Origin of the sequence: Lampropedia hyalina DSM 16112, assembly GCF_900129055.1 — a bacterium.
Lineage (GTDB): Bacteria > Pseudomonadota > Gammaproteobacteria > Burkholderiales > Burkholderiaceae_C > Lampropedia > Lampropedia hyalina.
The window spans coordinates 8364-23089 of record NZ_FQUZ01000025.1 but is presented as its reverse complement, the minus strand read 5'-3'; the positions used below and the strand labels follow the sequence as shown (position 1 = coordinate 23089).

The window sequence follows — 14726 nt, the reverse complement described above, 5'->3', positions numbered from 1 at the left end:
ATACGATGGCTCCTGCGGCAGCCCTGAATCCTGTCGCCCGACGGGCCTCGCAGGCTCTGCGCGCACTGGAGGCAGTGCTGGGCGTGGCCGGGGCAGCGTTGTTGGCGGTTTTGTTGCTGCTGGTGATGGCCTCGGTAGTGTTGCGCTATGGCTTCGGCACGGGCTGGGTGGGTGCGGAAGATGCGGCCATCTGGCTGCATGTGGCCTTGATTGCCGTGGGCGCGCCACTGGCTTTGCACAGTACGCTGGCCTTGCGGCTGGTGGGTGTGCGCGACCGTCTGCCCGAATGGGCACAGCCGCTTGCCGATGGGCTGGCCGATGCCTGCGTGCTGCTCAGCGCACTGGTGATCGCGCTGGGCGGTAGCCGGATGGTGGGCATGATTGGCGGCATTTCGCCCGCCCTGGGCCTGCCGCAATGGCTGCGCTTTGCCTTGTTTGCGGGCAGCGGCGTATTGATGCTGGCCCTGGTGCTGTTGCGCCATCTGGCACAGGGGCGCGTCTGGTCGCTGCTGTGTGCTGCGGGACTGGCTGTTCTGGCCTATGGCGTGGGGCAGTGGGGCCACTGGCCGCTGGATGCACCCAGTTCGCTGGTGTTGGCGGTGTTTGCCCTGCTGGGGTTGCTGGTGGGCGCACCCTTGCCCCATGCGTTTCTGGCCGCCGCGTACCTGGCCATTCCCTGGGGCAGCAGCCTGCCGGAACCCGCGCTGGTACACAACGTGGTCACGGGCATGTCGCGCTTTCTGTTGCTGGCCATTCCGTTTTTCCTGCTGGCCGGGGTGTGGCTGACCCAGTCCGGCATGGCAGCGCGGCTGGTGCGGCTATCCAGCGCGCTGGTCGGGCACTGGCGTGGCGGGCTGGCGCAGACCACCTTGCTCAGCAGTGTGCTGTTTTCCGGGGCATCGGGTTCTTCGGTGGCGAATGCGGCATTCGGCACGGCCACGTTCTACCCGGAACTGGTGCGCCACGGCTATCGGCCCGAGCGTGCCGGGGCGATTGTGGCCGCCACGGCAGTGCTGGACAATGTGATTCCCCCTTCGATTGCCTTCCTGATGCTGGCCGCAGCCACCCAGTTGTCGGTAGGGCGTTTGCTGGTGGGCGGTGTGCTGGCGGGACTGGTGATGGCCGTGATGCTGGGGCTGGCCATGCGCCTGACAGCCCCTTGCGCCACGCAAGCCGGTGCAGGTGGCACGCGCCCCAGAGCGGATGGGGCACAGGTGCGCAGCGCGGCAGTTGCAGCCATTCCCGCGTTGGGGCTGGGGGTGATTGTGGTGCTGGGCATCCGCATGGGCGTGGTCACCACCACGGAGGCCGCAGCCGTGGCAGCCTGCTACACCTTGCTGCTGGGCTGGGGGGCACGGCTGGGATGGCGTGGGCTGTACCACGGCCTGCGCCAGGCGGCAGGCGAGGCCGCTGCCATCGGTATGCTGATCGGCACTGCCGGGCCGCTGGCGTTCGCACTGGCGGTGGATGGCCTCTCCAGCCAGTGGGTGGCCACGCTGGCGCAGTGGGGCACGCATCCGGCATGGGTGCTGTTGCTCATCTGCGGCCTGTTGCTGCTGCTGGGACTGGTGCTGGATACCGGCGCAGCCATTTTGCTGCTGGCCCCCTTGCTGTTGCCACTGGCGGTGCAGGCGGGCATTGACCCGGTGGCCTTTGGCGTGATTGTGGTCGTGACGCTGATGATCGGTGGCCTGACCCCACCCTGTGGCATGCTGATTCTGGTCGTCAGCGGCCTCAGCGGTGTGCCCGCCACAGCCATGTTCCGCGCGGTCTGGCCGTATGTGCTGGCCTTGCTGGCGGCACTGGCCCTGCTGTGCGCCGCAGCCCTGTGGTTGCCGCCGTTATTTTGAAATACCAAGAAAAGGAGCAATTTGATGGGTTTGAACCGACGCACGTTTGTGCACCGCATGGCGACACTCGCTGCCATGGCAGGAACGACTGGAATGGCACTGAATCGCCCGGCCCATGCCGCCAAGGCCACGACGGTGACGGTGGCCTCGCTGCTGGGGGATGACAAGCCGGAGACGCGCATCTGGCACCGATTTGCCGAACTGGTGCAGCAGCGGTTGCCCGGTGCATTCCGCTTCAATATCGTGAAAAATGCCGCATTGGGTGGCGAGCGGGAGGTGGCCGAAGCCATCCGGCTGGGCGCGGTGCAGGCCAGCCTCTCCACGGTATCGGCCCTGTCGGCCTGGGTGCCTGAAGCGCAGGTGCTGGATTTGCCCTTCCTGTTCCAGGATGCCGCCCATGTGCAGCGGGCCACCGAAGGCGCGCCGGGGCAACGCTTGCAGCAACGGTTCGCAAGCCAGCAATTCGTGGTGCTGGCCTATATCAACTATGGGGCACGCCATTTGCTGACCAAGACCCCCATCACCACACCCGATGGCTTGCGCGGCCTGCGTTTTCGCAGCGTCCAGAGCGCGCTGCATACGCAGCTGTGGTCGGCCTACGGGGCCATTCCCACTGGCATCCCGATCCCGGAAACCTACAACGCACTGGCCAATGGCGTGGTCGAGGCAATGGACTTGACCCAATCGGCCTACGCGGGGTTTCGCCTCTACGAAGTCGTGCCCTGCCTGACCGAAACCGCTCATATCTGGGCGACTGGCGTGGTGTATTTCTCGCAGTCCTTCTGGAGCCGGTTGTCGCCCGAACAGCAGGCGGTGTTCCAGGCTGCCGCCCGCGAAGCCGCGCAGACTTTCAACACCCTGATGCAGGCCGATGAAGCTGTGTCCATGCAGATTGCGCAGGCGGCAGGGGCGCAGGTGCTGCCCGCCGAGAACCGCCCGGCCTGGGAAGCCGGGGCACATGCCGTCTGGGAAAAAATGGCCGATGCCGTGGGTGGCGAGGCCGCGATTGCCGACATCCGCGCACTGGCCAAAGCAGGTGGCTGATGGCGCACGCATGCACGCTCTGCCGGTAGCAACGGGAATTTGCGGCACAATACAGCCATACTCCCATTGGGTTTCCCGATTGTTACAACAGGCATAACAGGCCAACCCCACCGATCCATGACCTCTTCCGCGCTCGTTCCCACCCAGCACAGCAGCCGCATTGCCGAAGTCAGCCGCGACACGGCCGAAACCCGCATTCATGTGCGGGTGAATCTCGATGGCAGTGGTATCAGCAACCTGCACACCGGCATCGGCTTCTTCGATCACATGCTCGACCAGATTGCCCGCCACGGCCTGATCGATCTGGACGTGCATTGCCAGGGCGATCTGCACATTGATGGGCACCACACCGTAGAAGATGTGGGCATCACGCTGGGGCAGGCGATTGCCCGTGCCGTGGGCGACAAGAAAGGTCTGCGCCGCTACGGCCACGCCTATGTGCCGCTGGATGAAGCCCTCAGCCGCGTGGTCATCGATCTCTCCGGTCGGCCCGGCCTGCATTTCCACATTCCCTTCACCAGTGGCATGATCGGCCAGTTCGACACCCAACTGGCCTATGAATTCTTCCAGGGCTTTGCCAACCACGCATTGGCTACCGTGCATGTGGACAACCTCAAGGGCATCAACGCCCACCATCAGGCCGAGACTGCATTCAAGGCGTTTGGCCGCGCCTTGCGCATGGCCGTGGAGCAGGATGCCCGCATGGTCGGCGTGATTCCTTCCACCAAGGGCGTACTCTGAAACCGCTTCGCTCCCTGATACTGACCTATTTTTTCCCGAATTCCTGATTCTCGATGACTGATTCCTCCAAAACCCTGGTGGTGGTCGATTACGGCTCCGGCAACCTGCGCTCGGTCTGGCAGGCGGCGGTGCATGCGGCGGCAGACACTCCCTGGCAGGTCACGCTCAGCAACGACCCTGCCATCTTGCGCGCGGCCAACCGCATCATCCTGCCGGGGCAGGGCGCGATGGCCGACTGCATGCGCGAGTTGCGCGCCTCGGGCCTGCTGGAGCCGGTGTTGCAGGCCGCGCAGAGCAAGCCGCTGTTCGGGGTCTGCGTGGGCATGCAGATGCTGCTGGAGCACAGCGAGGAGGGCGATACGCCCTCGCTGGGCCTGATTCCGGGGCGGGTGCGGCGTTTTGCGCTGGAAGGGCGGTTGCAGCCCGATGGCAGCCGCTACAAAATCCCGCAAATGGGTTGGAACCGCGTGCACCGCAGTGCGGCCCATCCGAATCACCCCATGTGGCAGGGCATTGCCGATGGCAGCTGGTTCTACTTCGTCCACAGCTATTATGCCCAGCCCGACCGCCCGGAGCATTGCGCCGGATACACCGAATATGGCGAACCATTCGCCTCGGCCATTGTGCGCGACAACCTTTTTGCGACACAATTTCACCCCGAAAAAAGTGCCGACCAGGGCATCGCGCTGTACCGCAACTTCCTGCGCTGGCAGCCATGAAGCCATGATTGGTGGCTGTGGCGTTTTCTTCCGCTTTCCTTTCCATCAACCCCGTGCGCACGCTGCGCCGCTCACACTGTCTGATCTCCCATGCTTCTGATTCCTGCAATTGACCTCAAGGATGGCCACTGCGTTCGCCTCGTGCAAGGCGATATGGATCAATCCACCACTTTCGGCGAGGAACCCGCGCTGGTGGCGCGCCGCTGGCTCAACGAAGGCGCGAGGCGGCTGCATCTGGTCGATCTGAACGGCGCGTTCGCGGGCAAGCCCCGCAATCTGTTGGCCATCAAGTCCATCCTGAAAGAGGTGGACGAGCGCATCCCCGTGCAACTGGGCGGCGGCATCCGCGATCTGGACACCATCGAGCAGTACATCGACAGCGGCATCAGCTACGTCATCATCGGCACGGCGGCGGTGAAGAACCCCGGTTTCCTGCGCGATGCGTGCAGTGCCTTCGGCGGCCATATCATCGTCGGCATCGATGCCAAGGACGGCAAGGTGGCCACCGATGGCTGGAGCAAGATCACCGGCGTGGATGTGGTCGATCTGGCCCGCAAGTTCGAGGACTATGGCATCGAGTCCATCATCTACACCGACATTGGCCGCGATGGCATGCTCACCGGCATCAATGTGGAGGCCACCGTGCGCCTGGCGCAGGCCGTGGACGTGCCGATCATCGCATCGGGCGGACTGTCGGGCATTGCGGACATCGAGCAACTGGTAGCCGTGGAGCACGAAGGAGTGGAAGGCGTGATCTGTGGCCGCTCCATCTACACCGGCGCGCTGGATTTTGCCAAGGCGCAGGAACGCGCCGACGAACTGGCCGCCACGCTGTAACGCTGCCTACCCAGGCGGGCAGACCGGCACGCGCTGCCGCCCGCCTTGCTACTCTTACCAACAAAACATAGCGGCAATCCATGTGCATTGCCAAGGAGCAGGCTGTCATGCTGGCCAAACGGATTATTCCCTGCCTGGATGTCACGGGCGGGCGCGTGGTCAAGGGCGTCAATTTCGTGGAATTGCGCGATGCGGGCGACCCCGTGGAAATTGCCGCCCGCTACAACGAGCAGGGCGCGGATGAACTCACCTTCCTCGACATCACCGCCACCAGCGATGGCCGCGACCTGATTCTGCCCATCATCGAGGCCGTGGCCTCGCAGGTCTTCATTCCGCTGACCGTGGGCGGCGGGGTGCGCACCGTGGCCGATGTGCGCCGCCTGCTCAATGCCGGAGCCGACAAGACCAGCTTCAATTCAGCGGCCATCGCCAACCCGCAAGTCATCAGCGAGGCTTCCGACAAATACGGCTCGCAGTGCATCGTGGTGGCCATCGATGCCAAGCGACGCAGTGCCGAGGCCCAACAGCAGCCCGATGCCAGCGGCCAGCCACGCGGCCCCGGCTGGAATGTGTTCAGCCACGGTGGCCGCAAGGATACCGGGCTGGATGCCGTGCAATGGGCGCGGGAGATGGCGCAGCGCGGCGCGGGTGAGTTGCTGCTGACCAGCATGGACCGGGATGGCACCAAGGCCGGTTTCGATCTGGAGCTGACCCGCACCATCAGCGACGCGGTCGGCATTCCCGTCATTGCCTCTGGCGGTGTGGGCACGCTGGAGCATCTGGCAGAGGGCGTGACCCAAGGAGGCGCGGACGCAGTACTGGCCGCCAGCATCTTCCACTTTGGCACCTACACGGTGCAGCAGGCCAAGGAATACATGGCCAGTCGCGGAATTCCCGTGCGCCTGTGAGCGCGGCCAGCGCAAGCGTGGGATTTTTGGAAAGAAACACGATGACAGCAACAAACCACACCGCCGATGCCGCATGGCTGGATGCCGTGCGCTGGGATGACAAGGGGCTGGTTCCGGTGATCGCCCAGGAACAGGGCACGGGCGACGTGCTCATGTTCGCCTGGATGAACCGCGAGGCACTGGCTGCCACCGCCGCACGCGGCCAGGCCGTGTACTACAGCCGCTCACGAGGCAAGCTCTGGCACAAGGGCGAGGAGTCGGGGCATTTTCAGCAAGTCCACGAAATTCGCCTCGATTGCGACAACGATGTGGTGCTGCTGACCATCACCCAGCACGGCCATGCTCCGTCGATTGCCTGCCACACTGGCCGCCACAGTTGCTTTTTCCAGAAACTGGAACACGGCCAGTGGCAGACCGTGGAGCCGGTGCTCAAAGACCCCGGCAGCATTTATGGCTGATGGAGTGAGGCATCTGCGGCTTCAGTTGCCGGTTCAGTTCAGATCGGCCTTGAGGTAGCGTGCGCCGGGGTAGGGGTTGAAGTAGTACGGCTCCACTTCGGCAAAGCCCAGCTCTTCGTAGAGGGCGCGGGCGGTTTCCATTTCGTTGAGCGTATCGAGCAGAATGCACGAATAGCCCGCGATATGGGCAAACTCCACAATCGCCTCGCTCAACTGCCGACCCAGGCCAAAGCCCCTGAACGCCTTGCGCACATACAGGCGTTTCATCTCGCAGGCGTTGGAGTAATGCGTATTGAACAGCGGCCGCAGGGCACAGCAGCCTGCCAGCAGGCCATCGATGCGGGCGAGGTAAATCACGCCGGAGGGTTCGGCATAGTCGCCGGGGAGGGTGTCGAGTTCGTGCTCAAAGTTCTGAAAGGCCAGGTCCAGTTCCAGGCTCTGGGCGTATTCCTCGAACAGCAAGCGCGCATCGTCCATATCCTGGGGGCTACGGGCAATGTGCAGGTCAATCGTTTGCGCTTCCATGTCTAGGCCTTGCGGCGGTGGTGGGTGAATGCAGAAAAAAGGGTGGGGTCAGTCTGGAGATGGCAGCAGTTTCTCGATGCTGGCATGCAGCCGCGCCATGTCTGGTGGCCCCACATAACGCCGCACGATGCGGCCCTCGGGGTCGAGCAGAAAACTGGTGGGGGTGGCACGGACATCGGCCCAGTCGCGGGCAATCGAACCATCCCGGTCGAATGCCACATCAAAAGGCAGTTGCCGACTTTGGGCAAAATGCTGTACATATTCGGGCCGGTCGTAGGACATGGCCACGGCCACGGTATCGTAGCCCCGGCTTTTGAATTTCTCGTGCGTGGCCGCCAGGGCCGGCATCTCTGCCACGCAACTCGTGCAACTGGTGGCCCAGAAGTTCACCAGTGTCACCTTCCCCTGAAAATCATGGGTATGCCGCACGCTGCCATCCAGCAGCAGGAATGCCGAGGCAGGAGCCGCCACGGCAGTGGGGCGCAACACCAGCCACAGGGCCGTGGCCAGCAGAACCAGCAAGATCAGGGAAAGCAGGTTTTTTTTCAGAAGATGGGTCATGTCAGCAGCGTGGGCCGGAGCCGCACTCCCGGTACAGAAAACCATTGTAAGGAGTGTGACCCGCAAGGCCAATGCCAGTATGCCCCAAACCTTGCGGGCCTGCTTGTCATAATTCCGGGAAGCTGGTTGTTTAGGCCCTGATAAACATCAGCGAATCAGGGCAATTCCTGCTCCCGCTGCGTGGCCGGCGGAACAGGGTGGAAGATAATACAGGTCATGAATGACTCCCGGATTTTGATTGTGGCGCACAGTCCGCTGGCCAGTGCGTTGCTGCAATGCGCCTTGCATGTATTTCCTGACTGTGGCCAGTATGTTGCCGCGCTGGATGTACAGGCCGATGAGCATCCGCAGGAGTCCCTGGATCGTGCCTTGCAGCAACTGGCGCGACTGCCTGTTGGTGAAGCCGCTTGCGTTGGTCATGCCGCACCGTTGCTCGTCCTGACCGATCTGTTCGGGGCCACGCCCTCGAATGTGGCGCACCGACTGGCCGCCCTGAGCCTGGCAGGGGTATCCGCCGTCCGGGTGATCGCCGGGGTCAATCTGCCCATGCTGGTGCGGGCCATCAGCTATCGCCACGAGCCACTGGCCGACTGGGTGGAGCGGGCCGTGTCCGGCGGGGTCAATGGGGTTCTGGCACTGCCGGAGACTTCCGTTCAGGCCACCCAATTCCAACAACACCATTCCCATGATCCGCAGCAAAACCACCATCATCAATAAACTCGGTCTTCACGCGCGTGCCTCGGCCAAGCTGACCAAACTGGCAGGCAGTTTCCCCTGCCAGGTCTGGATGAGCCGCAATGGCAGGCGCATCAATGCCAAGAGCATCATGGGTGTGATGATGCTGGCCGCCGGGATTGGCTCGGAGGTGGAACTGGAGACCGATGGCGATCAGGAGCAGCAGGCCATGGATGCCTTGCTGGCATTGATTGCCGACCGCTTTGGCGAAGGTGAGTGAGGCCCACTGACTCACTCCCGCATACCGTACCGCATGGCCCGTCATGCCGTGCTTGCAGCCGCTCAAGGAGAGCCACTTGAAGAAGATGATTCAGGGCATTGCCGTCTCGCGCGGCATTGCCATTGGTCGCGCCGTTCTGTTTGGGGCCGACAATCTGGATGTGAAGCGTTATCTGATCGTGCCGCCACTGATTCCCCAGGAAATCGAACGCCTGCAACAGGGGTTGAATCAGGCCGTTGGTGAGTTGCAGGCCGTGCAGGCCAGCCTTCCGGCGGCAGAGCCGGCCTCTGCCGAACTGCTGGCCTTGCTCGACGTGCATCTGATGCTGTTGCAGGACGAGACACTGAAGCAGTCCGTGCAGGGCTGGATTGTGCAACGCCACTACAACGCCGAATGGGCATTGGTCAAGCACTACGAAACGCTGGTGCAGGAGTTCGACCGCATGGACGACCCCTATCTGCGCGAACGCAAGGCCGATCTGGCGCAGTTGATGGGCCGGGTGTTGCGTTTCATGAAGCAGAGCAGTCCGTCATCCAAGGACGCAGCCAAGCCTGCGGTTCCCGATGCCACTGGTGCTGCCAGGGACGAAACACCGTTGATTGTGGTGGCACACGATCTGGCACCGGCGGACATGCTGCATTTTCGCCACGGCACATTTGCCGGATTTGTCACCGAGGTGGGCGGCTCCACGTCGCATACCGCCATCGTGGCACGCAGCATGGACATCCCTGCCGTGGTGGGTGCGCGCAAGGCGATTGAGTCTATTAGGGCGGATGACTGGCTGGTGGTGGAGGCGGGCACTGGGCGCGTCATCGTCGCACCCGACGCAGCCGAACTGGCCAGCTATCGCCAGCAGCAACAGCACGAGCAGCAAGTGCGCGAACGTCAGTCGCAGTTGCAGCACACCCCTGCCGTCACACGCGATGGCGAAAAAATCAGCTTGCAGGCCAACATCGAACTGCCCACCGACACGGTGGCGGCACTGGAGCATGGAGCCGATGGCATTGGCCTGTTTCGCAGCGAATTCCTGTTCATGGGGCGCACGGGCGACTTGCCCGATGAAGAAGAACAGTACCAGGCGTACCGGCAGGCGGTGGAAGGAATGGGGGGCTTGCCCGTGACCATTCGCACCGTGGACATTGGCGCAGACAAGCCTCTGGGCAAGGGCCGCCAGGGCGCGTTGCAACCTTCGGCACTGGGTTTGCGGGCCATTCGCTGGTCATTGGCCGAACCGGTCATGTTCCGCGCCCAATTGCGCGCGCTGTTGCGTGCTGCCTGCCACGGGCCGGTGAACATCCTCATCCCCATGCTGGCGCAGCAGGCCGAGATTGAACAGGTGCTGGCCCAACTGGAACAGGCTCGGCAGGAACTGCGCGATACCGGTGTGGCCTTTGGCCCCATTCAATTGGGAGCCATGATCGAAGTGCCAGCGGCAGCCCTGATGATCGATCAGTTCCTGGACGTGTTCGACTTCGTCTCCATCGGCACCAACGACCTGACACAGTACACCCTCGCCATCGACCGCGCCGATGAAAGCGTCGCGCATCTGTTTGACGCGCTGCATCCGGCGGTGCTGCGCCTGATTGCCCATGTCATCGACCGCTGTCGCCAGCGCGGCAAGAAAGTCAGCGTCTGTGGCGAGATGGCAGGCGAGCCGGCCATCACCCATTTGCTGCTGGGCATGGGACTGCGTATTTTCTCGTCCCATCCGGCGCAAATCCTTGCAGTCAAGGAGCAGGTGCTGTGTGCCGATACCCGTGCCCTGCAAACCTGGGCACAGGAGGTTCTGGCCAGCAACGACCCCCGCCGTCTTATGCCTGTGCGCTGAACGCGCTTGCTTGCCAATTTGCGTCAAAAATTTCATATTGCGAGAAAAAGTTCGCCAAATGGGAATTTCCTTATTGCGATGCAGCATCGGCATTTCATTGAACACAAATCTCATCCACATTAAGAAAAATTTTGGTAAGTGTTTGATTTTTAATCATATAAAAATAAGTCTTATATAAGACATAAGATGTAAGGTATCGGTAGAATTCAAACCGTTCCCTTCATCTTCGTTTTTTCATTTGCCCTTGAGGAGTCACACATGTCCAACCAACTGACCCGCGAACAACAGATCGCTGCCCTGGAAAAGGAATGGGCCGAAAGCCCCCGCTGGAAAAGCGTCAAGCGCGCCTATTCCGCAGCCGATGTGGTGCGTCTGCGCGGCAGCCAGCAAATCGAGTACACCCTGGCCAAGCAAGGTGCCGAAAAGCTCTGGGAGCGTGTCAATGGCGGAGCCAAGAAAGGCTATGTGAACGCATTCGGTGCCATCACCGCCGGTCAGGCCATGCAGCAGGCCAAGGCCGGTCTGGAAGCCGTGTACCTGTCGGGCTGGCAAGTGGCCGCTGACGGCAACACGTCCGAAACCATGTACCCCGACCAGTCGCTGTACGCCTACGACTCCGTCCCTACCATGGTGCGCCGCATCAACAACACCTTCAAGCGCGCCGATGAAATCCAGTGGGGCCGTGGCATTGGCCCTGGCGATGAAGGCTTCATCGACTACTTCCTGCCCATCGTGGCCGATGCAGAAGCCGGTTTCGGCGGCGTGCTCAACGCCTTCGAACTGATGAAGAACATGATCGTCGCTGGTGCTGCTGGCGTCCACTTTGAAGACCAGCTCGCTGCCGTCAAGAAGTGCGGCCACATGGGTGGCAAGGTGCTGGTTCCGACCCAGGAAGCCATCGAGAAACTGGTTGCCGCCCGCTTTGCCGCCGACGTGATGGGCGTGCCCACCATCGTGCTGGCCCGTACCGACGCAGAAGCCGCCAACCTCATCACCTCCGACTACGATGCCAACGACAAGCCATTCCTGACCGGCGAACGCACCCAGGAAGGTTTCTACCGCGTCAAGAACGGTCTGGAGCAAGCCATCAGCCGTGGCGTGGCCTACGCTCCCTACGCCGATCTGGTGTGGTGCGAAACCGGCGTGCCTGACATCGGCTTTGCCCGTGAATTTGCCCAGGCCGTGCTGGCCGCCAACCCCGGCAAGCTGCTGTCCTACAACTGCTCACCTTCTTTCAACTGGAAGAAGAACCTCAACGACAGCCAGATTGCTTCCTTCCAGGAAGACCTGTCGGCACTGGGCTACAAGTACCAGTTCATCACGCTGGCCGGTATCCACGTCAATTGGTACAACACCTTCCAGTTCGCCCACGCCTATGCCCGTGGCGAAGGCATGAAGCACTACGTGGAACAGGTGCAGGAGCCTGAATTCGCAGCTCGCGAACAAGGCTACACGTTCGTGTCGCACCAGCAGGAAGTCGGCGCAGGCTACTTCGACGACGTGACCACCGTCATCCAGGGAGGCTCCTCCAGCGTGAAGGCCCTGACCGGCTCCACCGAAGAAGAGCAGTTCCACTGACAAACGACCATCACTCACCCAGGACTGCGCTGGCGCAGCCTTGGGGGTAAAGTGATTGTGTCCACAGAACCGGCCTTGTGCCGGTTTTGTTTTGGGCGTGTGGTGCGAGTGTGCAGCAGGGAGGAAAACTGCCGGTAAAATCAGCCATCTATCCCCACATGAAACCACACCCCAGACGAGGCTTTGACATGTCCTTCTTCGCACGCCCCCACTACCGTTCCGAAGCCACCCAGTTCATCGACCAGCTCAAGGAGCAAAAACCGCATCTGGACGAACAGCAAGTCGCCGGGCGCGGCCTGCTCTGGGACAAAAGTGTGGATCGCCAGCTCTGGCAGGAGTACCGCGCTGGCAAAGTATCCCAAAAGCCGTATGTCTACCAGACCAACGCAGGCGAAACCGCCGAATGATGCCGGGTGAGCACCGCTTCCCCTGCTGATACCGTGCCGGAGGCAAAGCCAGAAGAAGTGGCATCCGGCACCGCGCATGCCAACACCGACGACGCAACCGCTGTCACCGCTTTCGCCCGGCTCTATGGCGAGCCGCTGTTTGAACTGCCCGCCGATCTCTACATCCCGCCCGACGCGCTGGAAATTTTCCTGGAGGCATTCGAAGGCCCACTGGATCTGCTGCTGTACCTGATCCGTCGGCAGAACTTCAACATCCTCGACATTCCGATGGAGCCGCTGACGCGGCAATACATGGACTATGTGCAGGAAATCCGCAGCCACAACCTCGAACTGGCCGCCGATTACCTGCTGATGGCAGCCATGCTGATCGAAATCAAATCGCGCATGCTGCTGCCACGCCCGCCTGTGGTCAATGAGGAAGAGGCCGAAGACCCGCGCGCACAACTGGTGCGGCGGCTGCTGGAATACGAAAAAACCAAGCAGGCCGCCCAGCAACTGGCCGTCTTGCCACAGCAGGGACGGGACTTCTGGTGTGCCAGTGCCCATGTGCCCACCCACGAAGCCCCGGTGGCACTGCCCACCGTCACGCCCGAAGCCCTGCAACGCGCCTGGCAGGCCATCGTGCGGCGCAGCAAGCTGCTGGCGCACCACACCATCACGCGCGAAAAGCTCAGTGTCCGCGAATACATGAGCCGGGTCTTGCGCACGCTGCAAGGCCATCCCTATGTGGAATTCGAAAAACTTTTCGATGCCAGCCACAGCGTTCCGGTACTGGTCGTCACGTTCGTTGCCCTGCTGGAGCTGGGCAAGGAAAACCTCATCGAAATCGTGCAGGCCGAAGCCTTCGCGCCTATTTATGTGATGGTGCGCACTGTGTGAATTGCGCAAGTGTGGCAGCAGGAATGATTCCGACACACAGCATCAAAAGCAACCAGACCACTGCTGTGAGGACTTGCATTGCACGGTCGTCACAGGCCGCCGACAATGGCAGACATTCACAGAACAGGCGGGGGCAGGGCACAGGCATTGGCCACATGCTCCCACGCCAGCGGTCGCTCCACCAGAAAGGGTATGCCATGATCGGCGATAAGAAAGTCATGCAGAGTCTGCAATCCCAGCTCAAGATCGAGCTGACAGCCATCAACCAGTATTTCGTGCATTACCGGATGCTGGAACACTGGGGCTTTTCCGAGCTGGGCAAAAAAGAATACAAGGCATCCATCCACGCCATGAAGTACACCGACCGCCTGATGGAGCGAGTCTTCATCCTCGACGGCCTGCCCAACCTGCAAGACCTGGGCAAACTGCGCATCGGCGAAACCGTGGAAGAACTGCTGGAATGCGATCTGGCACTGGAATATGAATCGCAGAAAAACCTGCGCGACGGCATCATCGCCTGCGAAGAAGTGCTCGACTACGTCTCTCGTGACACCTTGCGCCGCCTGCTGGAAGAAACCGAGGAACGCATCGATTACCTCGATACACAACTGGCCCTGATCCAGAAAATCGGCCCGGAAAACTACATGCAATCGCAACTGGGTGAGGCTGAAGCGCATTGAGTTACCACCGTACGGCAGTAAAAGTTGTTGAGGATTCTTTCATTTATCTTTGCAGCTTCTGCTGCCTATTCGGCGGTGAACGAAAAAGAGCTGCTCGAAATCTGGGAATCTGGGGCGACCATTCCTAAGCTGCCTATTCGGCAGTGAACGCGCAGAATTAACCGCGGCTTTTTCCCCGTAGTTTCTAAGCTGCCTATTCGGCAGTGAACACGTCCCACGCGCATACCATCGGCTGTTCTTCTTTCTAAGCTGCCTATTCGGCAGTGAACGAATTACATTGCCAGCCGCATCTTATGACGATTTTCTAAGCTGCCTATTCGGCAGTGAACCTTCCGCTTTTATCAAAGGCGTCCGTATTTATTTTCTAAGCTGCCTATTCGGCAGTGAACTTTTTACAGTGGGCTTTCGCCATCGGCGTATTTTTCTAAGCTGCCTATTCGGCAGTGAACAGTGCAATCACCAAGATGACGCTGCCATGCTGTTTCTAAGCTGCCTATTCGGCAGTGAACGCAGTCGTCTGATAATCCATCAGCACATTGTTTTTCTAAGCTGCCTATTCGGCAGTGAACATTTCACAAGCCGAAGCGGAAACGGTGATTCATTTCTAAGCTGCCTATTCGGCAGTGAACCTATGGCGTATGACCCCACAAGCGATCTGACTTTTCTAAGCTGCCTATTCGGCAGTGAACGACCAGTTGAAGGTGTTCAAAAAACGTCTTGATTTCTAAGCTGCCTATTCGGCAGTGAACGGCTGTG

16 protein-coding genes and 1 CRISPR repeat array are annotated in these 14726 nt (G+C 61.1%); of the genes, 14 read left to right on the top strand and 2 right to left on the bottom strand.

The window, feature by feature from the left end:
- Positions 1 to 5: 5 nt before the first annotated feature.
- The 7 genes from BUE21_RS10435 to hisI all read left to right on the top strand — a co-directional run bounded on the left by BUE21_RS10435 (position 6) and on the right by hisI (position 6557).
- A complete protein-coding gene (locus tag BUE21_RS10435) occupies positions 6 to 1850 on the top strand; it encodes a TRAP transporter large permease (RefSeq protein WP_200796726.1) in 1845 nt (614 codons plus the stop codon).
- Positions 1851 to 1943: 93 nt separating this feature from the next.
- Positions 1944 to 2894, top strand: a complete 951-nt coding sequence (locus tag BUE21_RS10430; protein WP_200796725.1) for a TRAP transporter substrate-binding protein — start codon at positions 1944 to 1946, stop codon at positions 2892 to 2894.
- A 117-nt stretch (positions 2895 to 3011) separates the two neighbouring features.
- A complete protein-coding gene (gene hisB / locus BUE21_RS10425) occupies positions 3012 to 3635 on the top strand; it encodes an imidazoleglycerol-phosphate dehydratase HisB (RefSeq protein WP_073356611.1) in 624 nt (207 codons plus the stop codon).
- Between the two features lie 53 nt (positions 3636 to 3688).
- Positions 3689 to 4354, top strand: a complete 666-nt coding sequence (gene hisH / locus BUE21_RS10420) for an imidazole glycerol phosphate synthase subunit HisH (protein WP_073356610.1) — start codon at positions 3689 to 3691, stop codon at positions 4352 to 4354.
- A 90-nt stretch (positions 4355 to 4444) separates the two neighbouring features.
- Positions 4445 to 5191 (top strand): 1-(5-phosphoribosyl)-5-[(5-phosphoribosylamino)methylideneamino]imidazole-4-carboxamide isomerase, encoded by a 747-nt coding sequence (hisA, locus tag BUE21_RS10415; RefSeq protein ID WP_073356609.1) that lies wholly within the window; start codon positions 4445 to 4447, stop codon positions 5189 to 5191.
- Positions 5192 to 5298: 107 nt separating this feature from the next.
- A complete protein-coding gene (gene hisF, locus BUE21_RS10410; protein WP_073356635.1) occupies positions 5299 to 6099 on the top strand; it encodes an imidazole glycerol phosphate synthase subunit HisF in 801 nt (266 codons plus the stop codon).
- 41 nt (positions 6100 to 6140) lie between these two features.
- A complete protein-coding gene (gene hisI, locus BUE21_RS10405; protein WP_073356608.1) occupies positions 6141 to 6557 on the top strand; it encodes a phosphoribosyl-AMP cyclohydrolase in 417 nt (138 codons plus the stop codon).
- 33 nt (positions 6558 to 6590) lie between these two features.
- On the opposite strand, the gene BUE21_RS10400 is transcribed toward hisI, so the two are convergent.
- Positions 6591 to 7082, bottom strand: a complete 492-nt coding sequence (locus BUE21_RS10400; protein ID WP_073356607.1) for a GNAT family N-acetyltransferase — start codon at positions 7080 to 7082, stop codon at positions 6591 to 6593.
- A 48-nt stretch (positions 7083 to 7130) separates the two neighbouring features.
- Positions 7131 to 7643 carry a TlpA family protein disulfide reductase gene (locus BUE21_RS10395; RefSeq protein WP_084523172.1) on the bottom strand — a complete coding sequence of 171 codons (513 nt, stop codon included), beginning with the start codon at positions 7641 to 7643 and terminating at the stop codon, positions 7131 to 7133.
- A 216-nt stretch (positions 7644 to 7859) separates the two neighbouring features.
- Between BUE21_RS10395 and BUE21_RS10390 the strand changes: the two genes are divergently transcribed.
- The 7 genes from BUE21_RS10390 to bfr all read left to right on the top strand — a co-directional run bounded on the left by BUE21_RS10390 (position 7860) and on the right by bfr (position 13970).
- Positions 7860 to 8360 carry a PTS sugar transporter subunit IIA gene (locus BUE21_RS10390; protein WP_073356606.1) on the top strand — a complete coding sequence of 167 codons (501 nt, stop codon included), beginning with the start codon at positions 7860 to 7862 and terminating at the stop codon, positions 8358 to 8360.
- Positions 8329 to 8598, top strand: a complete 270-nt coding sequence (locus BUE21_RS10385; RefSeq protein WP_073356605.1) for an HPr family phosphocarrier protein — start codon at positions 8329 to 8331, stop codon at positions 8596 to 8598. Before BUE21_RS10390 ends, BUE21_RS10385 begins: the two co-directional genes overlap by 32 nt.
- 85 nt (positions 8599 to 8683) lie before the next feature.
- Positions 8684 to 10426 carry a phosphoenolpyruvate--protein phosphotransferase gene (gene ptsP / locus BUE21_RS10380; RefSeq protein WP_073356633.1) on the top strand — a complete coding sequence of 581 codons (1743 nt, stop codon included), beginning with the start codon at positions 8684 to 8686 and terminating at the stop codon, positions 10424 to 10426.
- Positions 10427 to 10684: 258 nt separating this feature from the next.
- Positions 10685 to 12004, top strand: coding sequence for an isocitrate lyase (gene aceA / locus BUE21_RS10375; RefSeq protein WP_073356604.1), 1320 nt, complete (start codon positions 10685 to 10687; stop codon positions 12002 to 12004).
- Between the two features lie 188 nt (positions 12005 to 12192).
- On the top strand, positions 12193 to 12411 hold the full coding sequence (locus BUE21_RS10370; protein ID WP_073356603.1) for a DUF3460 family protein: 219 nt from the start codon (positions 12193 to 12195) through the stop codon (positions 12409 to 12411).
- Positions 12412 to 12417: 6 nt separating this feature from the next.
- A complete protein-coding gene (locus BUE21_RS10365) occupies positions 12418 to 13290 on the top strand; it encodes a segregation and condensation protein A (RefSeq protein WP_073356602.1) in 873 nt (290 codons plus the stop codon).
- Positions 13291 to 13487: 197 nt separating this feature from the next.
- The gene (gene bfr, locus BUE21_RS10360) at positions 13488 to 13970 is read left to right on the top strand and encodes a bacterioferritin (RefSeq protein ID WP_073356632.1); all 483 of its coding nucleotides are present in this window, start codon (positions 13488 to 13490) and stop codon (positions 13968 to 13970) included.
- A gap of 121 nt (positions 13971 to 14091) precedes the next feature.
- Positions 14092 to 14719: direct repeats of the CRISPR family, unit length 28 nt; unit sequence TTTCTAAGCTGCCTATTCGGCAGTGAAC.
- Positions 14720 to 14726: the final 7 nt, after the last annotated feature.